Annotated in this window: 20 protein-coding genes and 2 riboswitches; of the genes, 10 read left to right on the forward strand and 10 right to left on the reverse strand. The window is 78.2% G+C overall.

The window, feature by feature from the left end:
* The first annotated feature begins 20 nt into the window (after positions 1 to 20).
* On the forward strand, positions 21 to 896 hold the full coding sequence (locus tag ACI8AD_RS19070; protein WP_456872099.1) for an ATP-grasp domain-containing protein: 876 nt from the start codon (positions 21 to 23) through the stop codon (positions 894 to 896).
* Here ACI8AD_RS19070 and ACI8AD_RS19075 read toward each other — a convergent pair.
* The gene (locus tag ACI8AD_RS19075; protein ID WP_456872100.1) at positions 877 to 2,298 is read right to left on the reverse strand and encodes an APC family permease; all 1,422 of its coding nucleotides are present in this window, start codon (positions 2,296 to 2,298) and stop codon (positions 877 to 879) included. The two genes, ACI8AD_RS19070 and ACI8AD_RS19075, sit on opposite strands and share 20 nt — an antisense overlap.
* A 328-nt stretch (positions 2,299 to 2,626) precedes the next feature.
* On the opposite strand from ACI8AD_RS19075, the gene ACI8AD_RS19080 reads away from it, so the two are divergent.
* From ACI8AD_RS19080 to ACI8AD_RS19090, 3 genes are all read left to right on the forward strand, one after another.
* Positions 2,627 to 3,511: a hypothetical protein gene (locus ACI8AD_RS19080; RefSeq protein ID WP_456872101.1), complete on the forward strand. Its 885-nt coding sequence runs from the start codon at positions 2,627 to 2,629 to the stop codon at positions 3,509 to 3,511.
* Between the two features lie 681 nt (positions 3,512 to 4,192).
* Positions 4,193 to 5,080, forward strand: a complete 888-nt coding sequence (locus tag ACI8AD_RS19085) for a S1 family peptidase (protein ID WP_456872102.1) — start codon at positions 4,193 to 4,195, stop codon at positions 5,078 to 5,080.
* Between the two features lie 142 nt (positions 5,081 to 5,222).
* Positions 5,223 to 7,325: a SpoIIE family protein phosphatase gene (locus ACI8AD_RS19090; protein ID WP_456872103.1), complete on the forward strand. Its 2,103-nt coding sequence runs from the start codon at positions 5,223 to 5,225 to the stop codon at positions 7,323 to 7,325.
* Positions 7,326 to 7,335: 10 nt separating this feature from the next.
* On the opposite strand, the gene ACI8AD_RS19095 is transcribed toward ACI8AD_RS19090, so the two are convergent.
* The 6 genes from ACI8AD_RS19095 to ACI8AD_RS19120 all read right to left on the reverse strand — a co-directional run bounded on the left by ACI8AD_RS19095 (position 7,336) and on the right by ACI8AD_RS19120 (position 11,932).
* Positions 7,336 to 7,761 carry an ATP-binding protein gene (locus ACI8AD_RS19095; protein ID WP_456872104.1) on the reverse strand — a complete coding sequence of 142 codons (426 nt, stop codon included), beginning with the start codon at positions 7,759 to 7,761 and terminating at the stop codon, positions 7,336 to 7,338.
* A gap of 98 nt (positions 7,762 to 7,859) precedes the next feature.
* Positions 7,860 to 8,450, reverse strand: a complete 591-nt coding sequence (locus ACI8AD_RS19100; protein ID WP_456872105.1) for a thiamine phosphate synthase — start codon at positions 8,448 to 8,450, stop codon at positions 7,860 to 7,862.
* Positions 8,447 to 9,208, reverse strand: coding sequence for a thiazole synthase (locus tag ACI8AD_RS19105; RefSeq protein ID WP_456872106.1), 762 nt, complete (start codon positions 9,206 to 9,208; stop codon positions 8,447 to 8,449). Before ACI8AD_RS19105 ends, ACI8AD_RS19100 begins: the two co-directional genes overlap by 4 nt.
* An 83-nt stretch (positions 9,209 to 9,291) precedes the next feature.
* On the reverse strand, positions 9,292 to 9,492 hold the full coding sequence (gene thiS, locus ACI8AD_RS19110; protein ID WP_456872107.1) for a sulfur carrier protein ThiS: 201 nt from the start codon (positions 9,490 to 9,492) through the stop codon (positions 9,292 to 9,294).
* Positions 9,483 to 10,604 (reverse strand): glycine oxidase ThiO, encoded by a 1,122-nt coding sequence (gene thiO, locus ACI8AD_RS19115; protein ID WP_456872108.1) that lies wholly within the window; start codon positions 10,602 to 10,604, stop codon positions 9,483 to 9,485. The genes thiS and thiO overlap by 10 nt, the downstream gene beginning before the upstream one ends.
* Positions 10,601 to 11,932, reverse strand: a complete 1,332-nt coding sequence (locus tag ACI8AD_RS19120; RefSeq protein WP_456872109.1) for a purine-cytosine permease family protein — start codon at positions 11,930 to 11,932, stop codon at positions 10,601 to 10,603. The genes thiO and ACI8AD_RS19120 overlap by 4 nt, the downstream gene beginning before the upstream one ends.
* Positions 11,931 to 12,029, reverse strand: a riboswitch (TPP riboswitch). It overlaps the preceding gene by 2 nt.
* 37 nt (positions 12,030 to 12,066) lie before the next feature.
* Between ACI8AD_RS19120 and ACI8AD_RS19125 the strand changes: the two genes are divergently transcribed.
* The 6 genes from ACI8AD_RS19125 (at position 12,067) to ACI8AD_RS19150 (ending at position 16,651) form a co-directional block, all read left to right on the forward strand.
* Entirely contained in the window at positions 12,067 to 12,651 is a 585-nt protein-coding gene (locus tag ACI8AD_RS19125; protein WP_456872110.1) for a thiaminase II/PqqC family protein, read from the forward strand.
* Positions 12,648 to 13,301, forward strand: a complete 654-nt coding sequence (locus ACI8AD_RS19130; RefSeq protein ID WP_456872111.1) for a TenA family protein — start codon at positions 12,648 to 12,650, stop codon at positions 13,299 to 13,301. The genes ACI8AD_RS19125 and ACI8AD_RS19130 overlap by 4 nt, the downstream gene beginning before the upstream one ends.
* Positions 13,294 to 13,392: riboswitch (TPP riboswitch) on the forward strand. It overlaps the preceding gene by 8 nt.
* Complete coding sequence (gene thiM, locus ACI8AD_RS19135; protein WP_456872112.1) at positions 13,386 to 14,171, forward strand: hydroxyethylthiazole kinase; 786 nt, start codon at positions 13,386 to 13,388, stop codon at positions 14,169 to 14,171. Its footprint overlaps the riboswitch before it by 7 nt.
* The gene (thiE, locus tag ACI8AD_RS19140) at positions 14,168 to 14,806 is read left to right on the forward strand and encodes a thiamine phosphate synthase (RefSeq protein WP_456872113.1); all 639 of its coding nucleotides are present in this window, start codon (positions 14,168 to 14,170) and stop codon (positions 14,804 to 14,806) included. Before thiM ends, thiE begins: the two co-directional genes overlap by 4 nt.
* Positions 14,803 to 15,618 (forward strand): bifunctional hydroxymethylpyrimidine kinase/phosphomethylpyrimidine kinase, encoded by an 816-nt coding sequence (gene thiD, locus ACI8AD_RS19145; protein ID WP_456872114.1) that lies wholly within the window; start codon positions 14,803 to 14,805, stop codon positions 15,616 to 15,618. Before thiE ends, thiD begins: the two co-directional genes overlap by 4 nt.
* A gap of 13 nt (positions 15,619 to 15,631) precedes the next feature.
* Positions 15,632 to 16,651, forward strand: a complete 1,020-nt coding sequence (locus tag ACI8AD_RS19150; RefSeq protein WP_456872115.1) for a GNAT family N-acetyltransferase — start codon at positions 15,632 to 15,634, stop codon at positions 16,649 to 16,651.
* 24 nt (positions 16,652 to 16,675) lie between these two features.
* Here the strand turns inward: ACI8AD_RS19150 and ACI8AD_RS19155 are convergent, their stop codons facing one another.
* The 3 genes from ACI8AD_RS19155 to ACI8AD_RS19165 form a co-directional block, all read right to left on the reverse strand.
* The gene (locus tag ACI8AD_RS19155) at positions 16,676 to 17,065 is read right to left on the reverse strand and encodes a PIN domain-containing protein (RefSeq protein WP_456872116.1); all 390 of its coding nucleotides are present in this window, start codon (positions 17,063 to 17,065) and stop codon (positions 16,676 to 16,678) included.
* A 55-nt stretch (positions 17,066 to 17,120) separates the two neighbouring features.
* Positions 17,121 to 18,419, reverse strand: a complete 1,299-nt coding sequence (locus tag ACI8AD_RS19160; protein WP_456872117.1) for an Nramp family divalent metal transporter — start codon at positions 18,417 to 18,419, stop codon at positions 17,121 to 17,123.
* Between the two features lie 286 nt (positions 18,420 to 18,705).
* The gene (locus tag ACI8AD_RS19165; protein ID WP_456872118.1) at positions 18,706 to 19,458 is read right to left on the reverse strand and encodes a Mut7-C RNAse domain-containing protein; all 753 of its coding nucleotides are present in this window, start codon (positions 19,456 to 19,458) and stop codon (positions 18,706 to 18,708) included.
* Positions 19,459 to 19,628: the final 170 nt, after the last annotated feature.

Below are 19,628 nucleotides of genomic sequence, written 5' to 3' on the forward strand. Positions count from 1 at the left end.
CGTCGGGCAGGATCGAGCCCGTGCCCGACGTCCTCCTCGCCAGCTGTGCCGCCGCCACCGGGAAGGACGAGGACGAGCCGCTGCTGCTCGCCGCCCTGGCCGCCGTGGGGCTGTCCGCCGCTCCCGCCGACTGGGCCGACGACGGCGTCGACTGGGGCGCCGCGGCCGCCGTCGTCGTCCGCTCCACCTGGGACTACGCGCCGCGGCGCGAGGAGTTCCTCGCCTGGGCGCGCCGCGTGGAGGCCGTGACCCGGCTGGCCAACCCCGCCGACGTCCTCACCTGGAACACCGACAAGCGCTACCTGCGCGAGCTGGCCGCCGCCGGGGTGCCCGTCGTCCCCACCGCCTGGGCCGAGGTCCCGGGCGACGTGGCCGCCGCGCTGGAGCGCTGGCCCGGCGACGTCGTGGTCAAGCCGGTGGTGTCGGCCGGTGCCCGCGACACCGCCCGCTTCTCCCCGGCCGAGCGAGAGCAGGCGCGTGCCGCCGCGGAGGGGATCCTCGCCGGCGGTCGCGCGGTGATGGTGCAGCCCTACCTCGACCGGCTCGACGCCGAGGGGGAGACCGGCCTGGTGTACGTCGAGGGTGCGTACGGCCACGCGTTCGGCAAGGGCGCGCTGCTGGCCGGCGGGCCGCTCGGCGAGGGGCTCTACGCCGAGGAGGAGATCACCTCCCGCACGGCGACGGCGGCCCAGCGGGCGATCGGCGACCGGGTGCTGGCCTGGGTGGCCGAGCGGACCGGGCGCACGCCGCTCTACGCCCGCGTCGACCTGGTCCCCGGCGAGGACGGCGACCCGCAGGTGATCGAGGTCGAGCTCACCGAGCCCAGCCTCTTCCTCACCACCGACGGCGGGGCCGCCGACCGGCTCGCGGCGGCGATCAGGCGCCGGGTCGGCTGACCGCCGTCCCCTGGCGCGCCTCGGCCCGCCGCCGCGGCAGCGCCGTCACCGCGTAGAGCAGCAGCCCGACGGCCAGCAGCACCCCGGCGAAGGCCCAGGTGCGGGCCTCCTGCTGCCACAGCAGCAGCAGGCAGGAGGCGATGCCGAGCACCGGCAGCACCAGCGGCGTCCGGAAGTGCGGCGCCTCGACCCGGTCGCGCCGCAGCACCAGCACGGCGGTGTTGGTGCTCAGGAAAACGAACAGCAGCAGGAGCACCACGGTGCTGGCCAGCGTGGCGAGGTCGCCGGCGAGGCTGAGCCCCATCGCGACGGCGGTGGTGACCGCGATCGCCACCCACGGCGTCCGCCGCCGCGGGAGCACCCGGCCGAGGACGGCGGGCAGCAGCCGCTGCTCGGCCAGCCCGTAGGCCATGCGGCTGGCCATGATCAGGGTGAGCAGCGCGCCGTTGGCGACGGCGACCAGTGCGACCAGGCTGAACAGCCGGTCGGGGATGCCGGCGTCGGCGGCGCGGACCACCTCCAGCAGCGGCCCGGTGGACCCGGCCAGCTCCTCCGGCGGCAGCACCACGGCGGCGGCGATGCCGACCAGCACGTAGACCAGGCCGGCGGTGAGCAGCGCACCGAACAGGGCCCGGGGGTAGACCCGCCGGACGTCGCGGACCTCCTCGGCGAGGTTGGCCGACGTCTCGAAGCCGACGAAGGAGTAGTAGGCCAGCAGCGCCGCCGAGAGCACCGCCGTCGCCGCGGACACCCCGGGCGGGAACTCCAGCGCCCGGGCCGGCTCGCCGTCGCCGCCGAACAGCACCACCGCGCCGAGGACGACGACGAGCACCAGCCCGGAGGTCTCCACCAGCGTCATCACCAGGTTGGCGCGCAGCGACTCCTGGATGCCGCGGGCGTTGAGCAGTGCCACGGCGAGCAGGAACACCAGCGCGGCCGGGGCGGCGGGCACGTCGAGGAAGACGCCGAGGTAGTCGCCGGCGAAGGCCAGCGCGAGCCCTGCGGCGCTGGTGACACCGGCGGCGAGCATGCAGAAGCCGACGAGGAACGCCACGACGGGGGAGCGGAAGGCGCGCTCGGCGAAGACCGCCGACCCGCCCGCCCGCGGGTACTTGGTGACCAGCTCGGCGTAGGAGGCGGCGGTGAGCAGCGCCAGCAGCAGCGCCACGAGCAGCGGCACCCAGATGGCGCCGCCCACCTCCGCGGCCACCGCGCCGACGAGCGCGTAGACGCCGGCCCCGAGGACGTCGCCGAGGATGAACAGGTAGAGCAGCGGGCCGGTGACCGCGCGGCGCAGCTTCGTCCCGGGCTCGCCGGTGCCGGCCGGGGCCGTCGCGGTGGACGGAGCCGGGGACGGGGCGGTGGACGCTGCGGTGGCCCCGGTGGGGGACGGCTCGGTCACCGATCGAGTCTGGGCAGGCTCGTTGACGCCGGCAACCGGACCGGCCGGTTCCGGGACGGGTCCGACACGCCGGGCGCGCCGGGGCGCGTCCCGGGGTGACCGCGGGCCCGGCGGGGCGGTCCCACGCTCGGTGGCCGCCGACCTGTCGACAAGTGCTCGCCGGCAGCACACGGTCACCAACGCGCAGGTCAGAGCCGCACAACGGTTGCGTCACGGGGCCTCCAGGACGTGTCCCGACGAGCCGTCCGCGAGGCCCGCGGTCCCTACCGTTCTCCTCGTCCGCAGCACCTTCCCCGGCTGCGGACACAGACCCCCCGAGGAGGCCGGCATGGCGATCGACCGGGCAGCCGCCCTGTGGTCGGCCCCCCTGCCGCCGGTGTCCCCGCCGGTGTCGCGACCGGTGGCGCGGGCGGCCTCGCGTCCGGTCCCGGCTCCGGCTGCGGCGCCGGCCGTGCTGCCGGACGACCGGCCGCTGACCGGCCTCCTCGACCTGCTCGAGCGCGCCGGCTCCCCGCCGCGCCGCCGTCGCCCGGTCCGGGCCGCCGCCACGCGGCACCCGGTCGCCCGGCGGGCGCTGCGTCCGCTGCCGGTGGCCCGCCCGGTGCCCGCGCCGCGGCCACGCCCCTCGGCGGCCGCGGCGACCCCCGCCGTGCTCCCCGCGGTGCCCCCGGTCCCGGCGTCCGCGGCGGCCCGGCCCGCTCCCGGCTCCCGGCTGGGGGCGCGCCTCCGCGCGACGGTCCGCCGCCTGGCCCTGTGGGGCGCCGGTCCCGACGGCGCCCACGCCGCGTGGCCGACCCCGCCGGTCGTCGTCCCGCCGGCCGGCCCCGGTCTGGTGCGCCGCCTGGCGCTCTGGGGCGCCGGTCCCGACGGTGCGCACCTCGCCTGGGGCGCCCCCCGGCGGCCGGCCCCCGCTCCCGTCGCGAACGGGCCCGTGGTGCTCACCGAGCTGCCGAGCACCCCCACGGTCAGGCCCGCGGTGTCTTCCCCCACCGCGGCGTCTCCTCCGGCCGGCGCCGCCCGGCCGGTCCCCGCCCCGCGCCGGGCGGCGCCGGCGCTGGCCCCCGCGGGCTGGCCGCTGCGCCCGGCGCCGGGCTCCTCGCGGGCGCGGGCGCCCGACCCACCGGTGTCCCTCGCCGGTGCGGTGCGGACCCGGGGCGACCCGGCCGTGCACCGGGCCCGGGGCTCGCCCCGGCCCCCACCGGCTCCCGACTGATCCCCCGCGCCTCCTCCTCCCAGGACGTCGCGCGTCCGCTCCCCTCGTCGACCGAGCCCGACGGGCCCGGCCACCCCCGTCCCCCCGCGGGTGGCCGGACCGACGGCCCGCTCCCCGAGCAGTTCCCTCCCGGCCTCCACGGCCCACCCCTGGCCCTCCCGCGGCACCGCCCCGCCGCCGGCAGACCGCACCGCACGACGATCCGGCCTCGACCTCCCGCCGACTGACCCGACCCGGGTGCAGCGCGCGGACTCTCCCGGGAGGCCCGGACGCGACGCGGGACGGCGACCCCGGCAGCGCCCGCGGACGAGGACCCAGGCCCTGCCGGTGCCCGGCGCAGGACGACCCACCCCGTCGTCCCCGGGTCTCTGACCGGCACGACCTGGCCAGGACGGCGCCGGCCCCACCGGCCGCCCGAGGGAGACGCTCGCCGGACCGGGACGCGGTCCCGGCCCGGCGCCGCGACGAGGGAGACCGCAGGACGCCGTCCCGGGAGCCCGGGGTGGGAGGGACCACGGCCTCGACGGGCGCCCCAGGAGCGTCGGACCGGCAGCCGGCCGGCTCGCTCCCGGGGCGCCCGTCCGGCGTTCCGGGCCCCCCGAGTTGCGGATCCGGTCGGTACAGGGTTCGTTGCCCTCCGTGGGGTCGCGGTCCGGCGGCCCGACGACGGAGAGGACGAGGATGCACGCACGCACGAAGGCGGTGCTCGCCGGAGCCGCCGCCCTGCTCACCGCCGGCCTGGTGGCACCCGCCCCGGCCGGCGCGGTCACCGGGGGCACCGAGGACAGCGCGAACACGTACTCCAACGTGGGGATGCTGGCCTTCTACAGCGACGGCGGCCGGTACCGCTGCTCCGGGACGCTGGTCAGCCCGACCGTCGTCCTCACCGCCGCGCACTGCACCGACGGGACCGACGGCAAGACCCTGGTGACCTTCGACTGGGAGGTCGCCCGCACCCAGCCCGCACCGGGCGAGCCCTCCGCGCTGCCGGTCGCCGCCGACCCCGCCGCCGGGTACACCGGCAGCGAGGAGACCGACGGCTCCGACTGGTACTCCGGCACCGCGCAGACCCACCCGGGCTACTCGGACTTCACCGACCAGCGGAACTGGAACGACGTCGGCGTCATCGTCCTCGACGAGCCGGTCACCGGCATCGAGCCGGCGCAGCTGGCCGCCCCGAACGAGCTCGACCAGTACGCCCAGCCGCGGTTGAACTCCACGACGTTCCGCGCCGTCGGCTACGGCACCGAGGTGCGGCAGGCCGACTCCGGCCCGCAGAAGCCGACGCCGATGAGCTACCCGATCGTGCGCCGCTACACCGACGTCGTCGGGCAGAAGCTGACCGCGCAGATCCTGCAGGTCAACGGCAACGAGAACGACAACCGCGGTGGCGGCGGCACCTGCTTCGGCGACTCCGGGGGCCCGAGCTTCGCCCCGTCGGGCAACGTCGTCACGGTGACCAGCTACGGCTACACGAGCAACTGCCGGTACATCGACGGCCTGCAGCGCGTCGACATCCCGGTCGTGCAGGACTGGCTCGCGCAGTTCGGGGTCACCCCGGCCGCCTGAGCCCTCGACGGAGCCCCGGTCCGCCGGCCGCGGACCGGGGCTCCCGCACGCCGGAGGCGGGTGTCGACTCCGGCACACCGGTTGTCTCCCACCGCCCCGGCATGGGAGAAAGGACGGCGGACCGCCGCTCTCCCCCGCACGAATGGACCTCCCGCTCCCCGTGACCGTCCCCGAGCAGCGTCCGGGGTCGCCGGGTGAGGCGCCCCGGCCGCTGTCCCTCCTCCCCGACGACGCCGAGGTCAGCCGGCTCCGCTTCGAGCTCGCCATCGACGCCGCCGGCATCGGCAGCTTCGACTGGGACCTGCTCACCGGCCGGCTCGCCTGGGACGAGCAGCTGCTGTCCCTGTTCGGCTACCGGCCCGGCGGCTTCGACGAGACGATCGAGGCCTTCGCCGCGCGGCTGCACCCCGACGACCGCGACCGCACCCTGCAGGCGCTGCAGGAGGCCGTCGAGACGGTCGGCACCTACGAGGCGGAGTTCCGCGTCGTGCTGCCCTCCGGCGACACCCGCTGGGTGCAGGGCCGCGGCCGGGCGCTGGCCGACTCCCGCGGCCGGGCGGTGCGGCTGCTCGGTGCCGCCCTCGACACCACCCGGCTGCGCGAGGGCGACGCCCGCGTCTCGCGGGTGCTGGAGACCATGCGGTCGGCGTTCTTCGCCCTCGACCGCTCGTGGCGGTTCACCTACGTCAACGCCGAGGCCGAGCGGGTGCTGCACCGCAGCCGCGACGAGCTGCTCGGCGGCGACCTGTGGGAGCTCTTCCCCGCCGCCGTCGGCAGCGACTTCGAGGTCAACTACCGCGCGGTGATGGAGCGCGGCGAGGAGCGGGTCTTCGACGCCCACTACCCGCCGCCGCTGGACGCCTGGTACGAGGTCCGGGCGTGGCCCGGGCCCGACGGCCTGTCGGTGTACTTCCTCGACGTCACCGAGCGCCGCGCCGCCGAGGAGCGCGCGCGGGCGAGCGCCGCCCGCCTCACGCTCCTCGCCGAGGTCAGCGCGCTGATGTCGGCGACGCCGGGCTCCGCGGCGGCGGAGCGGGCGGCGCTGCAGCGGGTGGCCGAGGCCGTCGTCCCGGTCCTGGGGGACTGGGCGATCCTCACCCTGGCCGACGGCACCGACGGCCGGATGCACGACGTCGCCAGCTGGCACGCCGACCCCGCGATGCGCCCGGCGACCGCCGCCTACGCCGGTCTGCGGCTGGCCTCCATCGCCCCCGACGCCCCGGTGCTGCAGGCGCTGGGGTCGGGCCGGCTGCTCACCGTGGCCGACGTCCCGGCAGTGGTCCGCCCCACCCTCCCCGAGGGCGAGGTGCTCGAGGTCTTCGACGCGCTCGCCCCGCGGACGGCGGTCACGCTGCCGCTGCTCGCCCGCGGCCGCACCCTCGGCGCGCTCAGCGTCTACCGCGGCGCCGACCGGCCCGCCGCCACCGCCGAGGACGTCGCCGCAGCCCGCGAGGTCGCCGACCGCGTCGCGCTCGCGCTGGACAACGCGCGGCTGTTCGACCAGCAGCGACGGCTGGCCGAGGCGCTGCAGCGCAGCCTGCTCACCGCGCCGCCGCAGCCCGACGACGCCGAGATCGTCGTCCGCTACCAGCCGGCCGTGCAGGTCGCCCAGGTCGGCGGCGACTGGTACGACGCGTTCCTGCCGCGCGACGGGTCGACGGTGCTGGTGATCGGCGACGTCGTCGGGCACGACACCGAGGCCGCCGCGGCGATGGGCCAGCTGCGCGGGATGCTGCGGGGGATCGCCCACCGCGGCGACAACCCGCCCGACGCCGTCCTCGCCGAGCTCGACGACGCCATGGAGGCGCTCGGGCTGCACACCATGGCCACCGCGGTGGTCGCCCGGGTGGAGCAGACGCCGCAGCAGCGCGCCGCCGGGACGACGACGCTGCGCTGGTCCAACGCCGGTCACCCGGTGCCGCTGCTGCTCACCCCCGAGGGCGAGGTGCACCGGCTCGGCGGCGCCCGGGGGCAGCTCATGCTCGGCGTCGACCCCGGCGCGCACCGCACCTCCCAGGAGCTGGAGGTGCGCCGCGGCTCGACGCTGCTGCTCTACACCGACGGACTGGTCGAGGGCCGCGACCTGCTGCTCGACGAGGGCACCGACCGGCTGTGCGCCGCGCTGGCCCAGCTCGCCGACCTGCCGCTGGAGCGGCTGTGCGACGCGCTGGTCACCCGGCTGCAGCCCGAGGGCCTCCAGGACGACGTCGCCCTCGTCGCCATCCGCCTCCACCCCCAAGGGTGACGGGGTCGCCTCAGGCCGGGGGGAGCACCGCCCAGACGGTCTTGGCGTCGCCGTCGACGTACCAGCCGTGCGCGGTGGACAGCTCGGCGATCAGGTAGAGCCCCAGCCCGCCCCGGCTGGGGTCGCGGTCGACGGCGGGCGTGGGCGGGGTGCCGGCGGCGCCGTCGGACACGGCCACCAGGAAGGCGTCGCCGGTGCGGCGGACCGCGGCCTCGACGTGCCCCCCGCCGTGGCGCAGCGCGTTGGAGGCCATCTCGTCGAGGACCAGCAGCAACCGGTCGCGCAGGTCGGCCGGGCCGTCGACCTCCTCCGACCGGCGCAGCTCGTCGCGCACCCGCGGCAGCTCGGCGACGTCGGAGAGCTGCCAGGACAGCCCGTCCCACGCGGGCGGCGGGGACGCCGGAGGCCAGCCGGGCACGGCTGGTCCGCGTCTCACCCGTCAGCTCCTCGCGCGTACCGCCCACTGCTGGGCGTCGATGTCCAACACCTGCGTATGGCTCGCGCCGGCCGTCCCCAAACACGGAAGGACCGAGGTCACACCCCCGGGACCCCGGCCAGCGCGGCGACGTACTGGGCGACCAGGGCGGGGTCGCGCATCACCGGCCCCATCAGCGCCACGCCGGACGCCCCCGCGGCCAGGCAGCCCGCCACGTCGCCCGGGAGCACGCCGCCGAGCGCCAGCACCGGGGGAGCGGCCGGGGTCAGCGCGGCCAGGCCCGCGGTGCCCAGCGCCGGGCCGTACCCGGGCTTGGACGCGGTGGGCGCGAACGGGGAGAGCGTGACCCAGTCGCAGCCCTCCGCCGCGGCGCGGGCCAGCTCGGCGGCCGAGTGGCAGGAGCGGCCGACCAGCGGGGGCCGGACCGAGGGGAACGGGTCGGCCGCCGACAGGTGCACGGGCGAGCCGCCCGGGGCGCCGTCCGCGCCGCCCCACACCAGCAGGCCGCCCACCGGGGCGAGCACCGCGCGCAGGTCGGCGGCCAGCGCCGTCCGGTCGGCGCGCGGCAGGTCCCTGTCCCGCAGCCAGACCGCGCGGGCGCCGGCCGCCACGGCCGCGGCCACCACCTCGGGCAGCGGGCGGCGCGCCTGCGTCCGGTCGGTGACGACGAGCAGGCGCGGTCCGCTCACAGCGCCGGCAGGCCCACGGGCGACGTCGAGGCCTCCGCGTGCAGGCGCCGCGGGATCCGGCCGGCCAGCCGCGCCAGCCGGCCGGCCTCCACCGCCGAGCGCATGGCCAGCGCCATCCGCTCGGGGTCGCGCGCGCGGGTCACCGCCGAGGCCAGCAGCACCGCGTCGCAGCCGAGCTCCATCGCCAGCGCGGCGTCGGAGGCGGTGCCGATGCCGGCGTCGAGGACGACCGGGACGTCGACGGCCTCGCGCAGCAGCGCGATGGCGTGCGGGTTGCGGATGCCCAGGCCGCTGCCGATCGGCGAGCCCAGCGGCATCACCGCGGCGCACCCGGCGTCGGCCAGCCGGCGGCCGAGCACCGGGTCGTCGGTGGTGTAGGCGAGCACGGTGAACCCCTCGGCCACCAGCTGCTCGGCGGCGTCGAGCAGCTCGACGGCGTCGGGGAGCAGCGTGACGTCGTCGCCGATCACCTCCAGCTTGACCCAGTCGGTGCCGAAGGCCTCGCGGGCCAGCCGGGCGGTGCGCACCGCCTCCCGGGCGGTGCGGCAGCCGGCGGTGTTGGGCAGCAGCCGGACGCCGGCCCGGTCGAGCACCTGCACCATCGAGCCGCTCGCCGAGGCCTCCACCCGGCGCAGCGCCACGGTCACGAGCTCGGTGCCCGAGGCGCGGACGGCGGCCTCCAGCGCCTCGAGGCTGGGCACCCCGCCGGTGCCCAGCAGCAGCCGCGAGCCGAACGCCACCCCGCCGAGCTCGAACACGTCGCCGCCATCGGCCGCTCGGCCCCCGTGCAGGGGCCCGCCACGAGCTCGCGAGTGGCGGGGGGCGAGGGGGTCCTTCACCGTCAGCCTCCTGCGGTCGGGGCGAGCACCTCGACGGCGTCGCCGGGGACGAGCCGGGTCGCCGCCCAGCTGCTGCGGGGGACGACGTCGCCGTTGCGGGCCACGGCCACCCGGTCGTGCCCGGCGGCCCGGGCGGCGACGAGGTCGGCCACGGTGGCGCCGTCGGCCAGCTCGGCCGGGTCGCCGTTGACGGTCAGCTGCACTCGGGTCCTCCGAAGCGGTCGGCGGTGAACGGGGCGGCCACCTCCGGCAGGGCGCCGGTGGCCAGCAGGTCGGCGGTGGCCTCGGCGGTCACCGGGGTGAGCAGCACGCCGTTGCGGTGGTGACCGGTGGCCAGCACCAGCCCCGGCAGCGACGAGGGCCCGAGCAGCGGCGCGTTGTCCGGCGTGCCCGGCCGGAAGCGGGCCAGCGTCTCGGTCAGCTCCAGCTCCTCGACCTCCGGGACGACCTCGACGGCGTCGTGCAGCAGGTCGTGCACGGCGCCGGCGGTCACCCGCGCGTCGAAGCCGCGGTCCTCCACGGTGGCCCCGACGACCAGCCGGTCCCCGCCGTACGGGACGAGGTAGACGGGTCGGCCGCGCACCAGCGCGCGCACCGTGCCCGCGAGCAGGCCGTCGGCGCCCGCCAGCCGCAGCACCTGCCCCTTCACCGGGCGCACCGGCAGCGCCGGCGCCCCGGGCAGCGCGCCGCTGTGCGCGCCGAGCGCGAGCACCGTGGCGCCGGCCGCCAGCACGGCGCCGGAGGCCAGCCGCAGTCCCGCGGCGCGGCCGCCGTCGACCACGACCCCGGTCACCCGCTCCCGCACCAGCCCCACGCCGGCGGCCGCGCACGCCGCCAGCAGCGCGGCGTGCACCGCGCGGCCGTCCACGGAGTGGTCGCCCTCGACCAGCAGCCCGCCGCGCACCCGGGTGCCCAGCGCCGGCTCCCGGCGGCGGGCCTCGCGCGGGGTCAGCCGCCGCGCGGCCAGGCCGAGCTCGCGCTGGAAGGCGTGCAGGGCGTCGAGCTCGCCGGCGTCGTCCTCGCCGAGGCCGACCACCAGCGTGCCCGCGGTGCGCAGCCCCACCGGCCACCCCGACGCGGCCGCCAGCTCGGCGGCGAACGCCGGCCAGCTGCGCAGCGAGGCCAGGCCCAGCCGCAGCAGCGGCTCCTCGCGGTACCCGACCTCGGCCACCGGCGCGAGCATCCCGGCCGCGGCGGCCGAGGCGCCGCCGCCCGGGGCGTCGTCGGCGACGGTCACCGACAGCCCGCGCCGGGCGGCCCGCCAGGCCACCGCGAGCCCGACCAGCCCGCCGCCGGCGACGGCGACGTCGGTCACCGGCGGCGGGCGGCGAGCGTCACCGGCACGGTGAGCGCCACGGCGACGGCGAGCCCCACCAGCGACGCCGACCAGCCGTTGGCCGGGTCGATGCCCAGGTCGGCCTGCCGCGCGGTCCACCACGCCGTCCAGCCGGCGCCCGGGCCGGGGAACCAGGTGGGCAGCGTGAGCTGGTAGGCGACGAACCCGGCCAGCCACGGCAGCAGGTACAGCGGCCGGGCCGGGGCGGTGTCGGAGGTGTCCCAGCGCCCGCGCGGGGTGGTCCAGTAGGCCACGACCAGCACGCCGGCCAGCGGGACGAACACCGCGCCGATGAGGAAGAGGAACGGCTCGTAGGCGGCGACGTCGAGGGAGAGGGCGAGCAGCGTGGCGAGCGTGCCCACGGCGCCCGCGAGCACCCGCCGGTCCAGCCGCGCGACGACGTTCTGCGCCGACACCGCGGTGGAGTAGAGGTTGGCGAAGGCCTCGTCGAGCTCCACGGCGACCAGCACGAGCACCGCCAGCGCGCCCAGCGGGACGGCCAGCAGCGCGTCGACGACGTCGAGCCCGGCGCTGCCGTAGGCGGCCAGCGCCAGCACGCCGAGCACGAACATCACCACGGTGGCCAGCCCGTAGCCGACCGCCGACCCGACCCCCGCCGCGCGGGCGCTGCGCACGTGCCGGGTGTAGTCGGCGGCCAGCGGCACCCAGGAGACCGGCAGCGCGATCACGACGTCGGCCGCCGTCCAGAACGACGTCGCCCCGCCGCCCCCTATCGGCGGCAGCGGCTCGGCGAGCACCTGCACGAACAGGTAGCCGACGGCGGCCAGCGCCGCCCACACCGCGTACCGGGCCAGCACCCGGACGACGCCGAGGGGCCGCAGCGCCATCGCGGTCGCCAGCAGCCCCGCGGCGAGGACGAACGGCCAGCGCGGCGCGCCGAGCACCCGGGAGGCGGCCTCGGCGATGACGACGATCTCGAACGTCGCCCAGCCGACGCACTGCACGAGGTTGAACGCCGTCGGCAGCCAGGACGTGCGGCGGCCCAGCAGCCCGCGCAGCAGCACCATCCCCGGCACGCTCTCCCGCGCGCCGGCCGCGGCGACCGCCCCCAGCAGCGCCGAGCCGACCACCGCGCCGACGACGATCGCGGCGACGGTGACCCACAGCGGCCGCCCCGGCAGGACGACGAACACCGCTGCCACCGGCAGCAGCAGGCTGACGCCGAGGTTGGCCCACAGGCCGAGGGTGTCGGCCAGGCCCAGGGTGCGCGGCGGCGCGCCGTCGAGGGTCAGGGGCGCCTCGGGGGTGCCGACGACGTCGGTACGGACGGGGTCCGCCGCGCTCATGCTCGCTCCCTACGCCGGCATTACCCGGTCAGGTTCCAGCGGTCGGCGGCGCGTCCAGCCGCCCTCTCAGCCCGGTCGACCCGAGCTCCCGCACGTGGCGCGGCCACCATAGCCACCCCGTAGGGTCGGCCGCCGTGCCGGTCGCCGACCTGCTCGTCCGCCACGCCGACGCGTGGGGCCGAGCCACCCGTGCCCCCTTCCTCGACGCCGTCCGCGACGGCACGCTGCCGCCGGCCGCGTTCGACACCTGGCTGGTGCAGGACGCCTGGTTCCTCGCCGACCTGCTGCGCTTCCAGGCCCGGCTGCTGGCCCGCGCCCCGCGCCCGGCGCAGGCGGTGCTGGCCGCCGGGTGCGTGTCGCTGGTGGAGGAGCTGGACTGGTTCGCCCGGGTCGCCGAGGAGCGCGGCCTGGACCTCGCCGCGCCGCGCCTGCCGGCCACCATCGCCTACGGGGACCTGCTCTACCGGCTCGACGCCGCCGACGTCGGCACCGCGCTGACCGCGCTGTGGGCGGTGGAGCGGGCCTACCTCGACGCCTGGTGGTCGGCGCGGCCGGGAGCGGAGCAGTACCGCCCGTTCGTCGAGCACTGGACCGTGCCCGGGTTCGCCTCCTACGTCGCCGGGCTGCAGGCCGCCGCCGACGACGCCGGCCCGGCCGACGAGACGGTGTTCCTCGAGGTGGCCGCCGCGGAGGAGGCGTTCTGGGGGATGGCGCGGTGACCCTGTCGGCGCAGCTGTGGGCCGGCAGCGCCGACCTCGCCGCGGCCGCCGCCGGGCACCCGTTCGTCACCGGGATCGGCGACGGGACGCTGGCGCGCGAGCGGTTCGCCGGCTACGTCGCCCAGGACGCGTTCTTCCTCGAGGCCTTCGCCCGCGCCTACGCGCTCGGGGTGGCGCACAGCCGCGACCGCGCGACCCTGGCGGCGTTCGCCGACCTGCTCGCCGGCGTCCGCGACGAGCTGCGGCTGCACGAGGGCTACGCGGCGCGGTGGGGCGTGGACCTGGCCGACGTCGAGCCGGCGCCGGCCACGCTCGCCTACACCGAGTTCCTGCTGGCCACCGCAGTCCTGGGCGACCTCGGGGAGGTGGCGGCGGCCATGACGCCGTGCATGCGGCTCTACGCGCACCTCGGGCAGGCGCTGGCCGGCTCCGCGGCCGGGCCCTACCGGGAGTGGGTCGACACCTACGCCGACGCCGGTTTCGAGGAGCTGGCCGCGACGCTGGAGGCGCTGCTGGACCGCCTGGCCGCCGACACCCCGGCGGTGCGGCGGGCCTACCGGCGGGCGATGGAGCTGGAGCTCGGCTTCTTCGACGCCGCCTGGGACCCCGGCGCGGCACCGCGCGGGAGGGGTACCGTCGCCGCCGAGTGACTCGGGGTGTCCGCTCTGGCGAGCGGGCTGAGAACACACCCGCCGAACCTGTCCAGGTCATGCTGGCGAAGGGATGTCACGGCGATGGACGCCACTGCTCTGACCGCTGCCCGCAGCGCACTGCCCGGCGCCGCCCCGCTGGTGCACTGCCTGACCAACACGGTCGTGCAGACGCTCACCGCCAACGCGCTGCTGGCCGTCGGCGCGGCACCGGCGATGGTCGACGAGCCGGCCGAGGCCGAGGGCTTCGCCGCCGTCGCCTCGGCGGTGCTGGTCAACGTCGGCACCGTCAACCGGCGCACCGCCGAGGCGATGCGGCTGGCTGCCCGGTCGGCCGCGGGCGCCGGCACGCCCTGGGTGCTCGACCCGGTCGCCGTCGGCGGGCTGGCGTTCCGCACGGAGCTCGCCGCCGAGCTGCTGGGCTCGCGGCCGGCGGTGGTCCGCGGCAACGCCAGCGAGGTCATGGCGCTGGCCGGCGCGGGGGAGGGCGGGCGCGGGGTCGACTCCACGGCGAAGGTCGACGACGCGCTCGACGCCGCCGTCGCGCTGGCCGGGCGCACCGGCGGCGTGGTGGCCGTGAGCGGGGAGGTCGACGTCGTGACGGACGGGTCCCGCACCGTGCGGGTCGGCGGCGGGTCGCCGCTGCTCACCCGCACCACCGGTGCCGGCTGCGCCCTCGGCGCCCTGGTCGCGGCCTACGTCGCCGTCGCCGACGACCCGCTCACCGGCGCGGTGGCCGCGCACGCGCACGTGGCGCTGGCCGCCGAGGCCGCGGCCGCCGTCGCCGCCGGGCCGGGCACGTTCGCACCGCTCTGGCTCGACGCGCTCGACGCGGTGACCGACCTGTCCCCGGCACGGGTGACCGCGTGAGGCCGGCGTTCGACCCGACGCTGTACCTGGTCACCGACACCGCGCTGGCCGGCGCCCGCGGCGTGCCCGACGTCGTCCGCGCGGCGGTGGCCGGCGGGGTGACCGCGGTGCAGGTGCGCGACAAGACGGCGTCGTGCCGGCAGCTGTACGCCCTGACCCTGTCGGTGAAGGAGGTCCTGGCCGGGACGGGGGTGGCGCTGTTCGTCAACGACGACGTCGACGTCGCGCTGCAGGCCGGGGCCGACGGCGTGCACGTGGGCCAGGACGACGCCCCCGCGGGCGAGGTGCGCGCGCGGATCGGCCCCGACCGGCTGCTCGGGCTGTCGGCCGGGTCCGACGACGAGCTCGCCGTCGCGCTGGCGCTGCCGCCGGGCACGGTCGACGTCGTGGGCATCGGGCCGGTGTGGACCACCCCGACCAAGCCCGACGCCGGCACCGGGCTCGGGCCCGAGGGCGTCGCGGCGCTGGCGGCGGAGGCGGCGGCGGCCGGGCTGCGGTCGGTGGCGATCGGCGGGATCTCCTCCGACCGGGCCGCGCTGGTCACCGGTGTCGACGGGATCTGCGTGGTCTCGGCGATCTGCGCCGCGCCCGACCCCACCGCGGCCGCGCGCGCCCTGCGGGAGGCGCGCCGGTGACCCCCGTGGCGCTGACCGTGGCGGGCAGCGACCCCAGCGGCGGCGCGGGCATCCAGGCCGACCTCAAGACCTTCGGCGCGCTGGGCGCCTACGGCACCGCCGTGCTCACCGCGCTCACCGCGCAGAACACCCGCGGCGTCACCGGCGTGCACCCGGTGCCCGCGGCGTTCGTGGCCGAGCAGCTCGCCACGCTGCTCGACGACGTGACGGTGCACGCGGCCAAGACCGGCATGCTCGGCACCGCCGACGTCGTCCGCGAGGTGGCGGCCGCGCTGGCCGGCCGGGCGGCCGGGCCGGTCGTCGTCGACCCGGTCATGGTGGCCACCAGCGGCGACCGGCTGGTCGACGACGACGCCGTCGTCGCCGTGCGCGACGTGCTGCTGCCGGTGGCCGACCTGGTGACGCCGAACGTGCCCGAGGCCGCCGCCCTGCTCGGCGTCGCCCCGGCCCGGTCGGTCGACGAGCTGCCCGGCCAGGCCGAGGCGCTGCTCGAGCTCGGCCCCGGCGCGGTGCTGCTCAAGGGCGGCCACCTCGGCGGGGACGAGAGCGTCGACGTGCTGGCCACCGCCGACGGCGTGGTGCCGATCGCGCGGCCGCGGATCGACACCTCGGCCACGCACGGCACCGGCTGCACGCTGTCCTCGGCGATCGCCGCGCTGGTGGCCCGGGGCGTGGGTGGCCCGGCGCGCTGGGAGCCGGCGGTGGAGCAGGCGCGGGACCACCTGCAGCGCATGCTGGAGGGCGGGCGGTCGCTGGGCGTCGGCTCCGGCTCCGGCCCGGTGCACCACTTCGCCGGCATCTGGCCCGCCTGAGCCGGAAACGCGGTTGCGCCGCCGGTCAGGCTCAGGCGTGGACATCGTGGAGACCGGCCCGGACGACGGGCGCTTCACCGCCTGGTGCGCGGTGTGGGCGGAGAGCCAGCGTGCCGCCCGTCCCGGCGAGGCGCCGCGGCCGGCCTCCGACCACCTCGCCCTGGCCCGGCGGCTGACCACCCCTGGCGGCTCGCGGGTGGGCACCCACCGGGCCGCGGTGGTCGACGGTGCCGTCGTCGGCGCGCTGCGGGTGCTGCTGCCGGTGCGGGACAACACCTCCGTCGCCTTCCTCGACCTGGCCGTGCACCCCGCCGCCCGCCGCCGGGGCGTCGGCACCGCGCTGCTGGCGGAGGGGGTCCGGCTGGCCGCGGCGGCCGGGCGCTCGTCGCTCGTCGCCGAGGTCGACGAGCCCGGGCCGGGCACTCCCGGGCGCGCCTTCGCCCTGGCGTCCGGCTGGGCGTGCGACCTGCAGGAGACCCGGCGCGACCTGCTGCTCCCGGTGGACGAGGAGCGGTTGTCGGCCCTGGAGGCCGAGGCGGCGGCCGCCGGCGCCGGCTACGAGGTGGTCACCTGGCGGGACCGGACACCCGAGGACCTCCTGGCCGACCGGGCGCTGCTCAGCCGCCGGATGTCGACCGACGCGCCCAGCGGGGACGTGCCGGTCGACGAGGAGGACTGGGACGCCGCGCGGGTGCGCGAGCAGGAGGACGTCGACCTGGCCCGCGGCCGCACGGTGCTCTCGGCCGGCGCGGTGCGGGACGGCCGGCTGGTGGCCTTCACCGAGCTGCTCGTGCCGCTGGCGCACCCCGAACGCGCGAACCAGGGCGGCACGCTGGTGCTGCGCGAGCACCGCGGGCACCGCCTCGGCGCGCGCGTGAAGACCGCCGTCCTGCGCGAGCTCGCCGCCACGCTGCCGGCGGTCCGGCGGATCAGCACCTACAACTCCGACACCAACCGGCCGATGGTCGCGGTCAACGAGGCGCTCGGCTTCCGCCGCGCCGGCGGGCTGTCCACCTGGTCGACCCGCATCTGACCGGGACGCTCGGGCGGGCCGTCGTCAGACCCTGAGGACGCGGAGCGGGGAGTGGGCGGCCGCGATCCGGTCGACGTCCTCGTCCTGCGTCACGACGGGCAGCCCGTGCACGACCGCGGTGGCCGCGACGAGGGCGTCGGTGAGCGTGACCGTGCGGTGGACGCCCGCGCGGCGGCAGTCGACGACCAGGCGTGCCCAGGAGCTCATGACCGCCTCGCTGACGGGGATCGGGTCGGACTCCCGTGCCAGCGCGAGGGTGTCCGCCCGCCGGGCCAGGATCGTCTCCTCCTCGGCAGCGAGGAGCCCCGCGCCCTGTGGCCGGTGATCGCCGACGACGTCCGGGCCACCGCCGAGCTCGCCCGCGGCGCCGAGAGCCGTCCGTGACGCGCGCGAGATCGGCGGTCTCGTGGCCATCAGCGGCTGATGGCCACGAGAGCGCCGATCTCGGCGCGGGGGAGCTGGCGGCGGGTCACCCCAGCACGAAGCCCAGCAGCAGGTGGCCGTTGAGGCCGATGATCAGCGCGGCCACGACGGCGCCCGCGGCGGTCGTGACCGGCCGGTTCACCCAGCCGCCCATCAGGTCGCGCCGGCTGGTCAGCCACAGCAGCGGCACCAGCGCGAAGGGGATGCCGAAGCTGAGCACCACCTGCGACCACACCAGCGCGGTGGTCGGGTCACCGCCGAGGACGAGCACCAGCAGCGCCGGGGCCAGGGTGATCAGCCGGCGCGCCAGCACCGGGACGTGGCGCCGCAGGAACCCCGCCATGACCACCTGCCCGGCGTGCGTGCCCACCGACGACGAGGCGAACCCGCTGGCCAGCAGCGCGAGGGCGAAGGCGAGGGAGGCGCCGGCGCCGAGCTGCTCGCCGAGCCCGGCGTGCACGCCCTCCAGCGAGGTGGCCTGACCGGCGTCGCCGGTGAACAGCTGCGCGGCGATGACCAGCATCGAGGCGTTGACCAGCCCGGCCAGGCCCATGGCCAGCAGGACGTCGATCCGCTGGGCCCGCAGCAGCCGGCGCCGTCCCTCCTGGGTGCGGCCGGCGGTGACGACGTCGCCGTAGCGGCCCGGCGTCAGCGCGGAGTGCACGTAGATGACGTGCGGCATCACCGTCGCGCCGAGGATGCCGGCGGCCAGCACCAGGCTGTCGGGACCGGCGAAGGTGGGCACCAGGCCGCCGGCGAGCCCGCCCAGGTCGACGCCGGAGCCGACCAGCGTGTAGCCGAAGCCCAGGCCGATGACCAGCAGCAGCCCGGTGATGACCCGCTCGAAGGGCCGGTGCCCGCGCGACTGTGCGGCCAGCAGCACGAACGCCACGACGGCGGTGATGACCCCGCCCACCGGCAGCGGCACCCCCAACAGCAGGTACAGCGCGACCGCCCCGCCGACGATCTCGGCCAGGTCGGTGGCGATGGCGACCGCCTCGGCCTGCACCCACAGCCCCCAGGTGACCGGGCGGGGGAGCTGCTCGCGGCAGTTGGTGGCGAGGTCGCGCCCGGTGGCCAGGCCGAGCTTGGCGGTGAGGCTCTGGATGAGCATCGCCATGAGGTTGGCCGCGACGATCACCCACAGCAGCGTGTAGCCGAAGGAGGCGCCGCCGGAGAAGTTGGTGGCGAAGTTGCCGGGGTCGACGTAGGCGACGGCGGCGACGAAGGCCGGGCCGAGCAGCGGCCAGAGCCGCCGCCGGCCGGTCGCCGGCGGGGGTGGGGTCCTCGGGGTGCCGACCAGCGTCGTCGGCAGGACGGCGGCCTCGGTCTTCGACAGGTACACGGCGGGCCTCGCAGGGGGACGGGCGGTGCGCGGTGGGGTCGTCGGTGCTCCTGCCCACCGGCGGTGTCACGGGAGGGCCAGGACGTGGCCCGCGGGGGCCGAGGTGAGGCTCGCCTGGCCGTCCCGGGGCCGCGGGCGGTCCCGCGGCCCGCGGGTGCTCAGGACGCCGGGACGACGAGCCTGGCAGTGGCGGTGGCGGTGCGCGCCGCGGAGCTCGCCGTCGGGCCGGGCGGACCCCCTCGTCCTGCCGGCCCGGCTGACGCGGCGGGGCCGACCCGCGTGGCCCCTACGGGCCGTCGTCGCGCTGTCGGCTGCCGGTGAGCCGGCGCGCGCGGGCCACGAGCTCGTCGATGCGCCGGGCGTGGGCGCCGCGCCAGTAGGCCCGCCCGCAGTCCGGGCAGCGGGTGAACTCCGTGGCGGTGCGCCGCGTCCCCGGTTCCACGAGGGCGGCCACCTCGGCGGGCGGCACCGCACCCGGCACGCCGTTGCACGCCGGGCAGCGGGTGAGCGGGGCCAGCGGCGGCCGGAAGCGGTCGAGGACGTCGGCGAGCTGCTCGTCCGGCGTCGCGCCGCGCACCCAGGCCCCGGCCGGCAGCGCGCGGCGCATGAGCAGGCCACGGTCCTGGGTGAGCAGCACCCGGTCCCCGGCGACGGCGGCCGCCACCAGCTCGGCGTCGTCGGCGTCGGGGGCGCGGGCCTCGGGCGACCAGGCGGTGTCCAGGCCGAGCAGCCGCATCCGCCGCGCCAGCGCCCCCAGGCCGACGTCGAGGAGGAAGCCGCCGGCCGGCAGCGGCTGCGGCCGCCGGACGGGACGGACGGCGACCGTCGCACCCGGCGGCGGCCGGGCCCCCCGGCACACCGGGACGCCGTCGACGAGCAGCTCGCCCACCTCGGTCAGCGGGACGCCGGCGGCCTGCACCAGGTGGCCGACGGTCGCGTCGGGGTCGGCGGCGAGCACCCGCCGGCCGGCCGCGCGGTCCCGGGCCGGCAGCAGGGGCCGCAGGTCGTCGTCGACCGCGACGGTGACCGACCGCTCCACCGGACCGCCCTACCCGGACCGCGGCCGGCTCACCTGCGCCGCCGTCCGGCCCACCGTCGTGGGGGGGGGGGGGGGGGGGGGGGGGGGGGGGGGGGGGGGCGGGGGGGGCGGGGGGGGGGGGGGGGGGCGGGGGGGGGGGGGGGGCGGGGGGGGGGGGGCGGGGGGGGGGG

The organism is Geodermatophilus sp. SYSU D00766 (assembly GCF_054049915.1).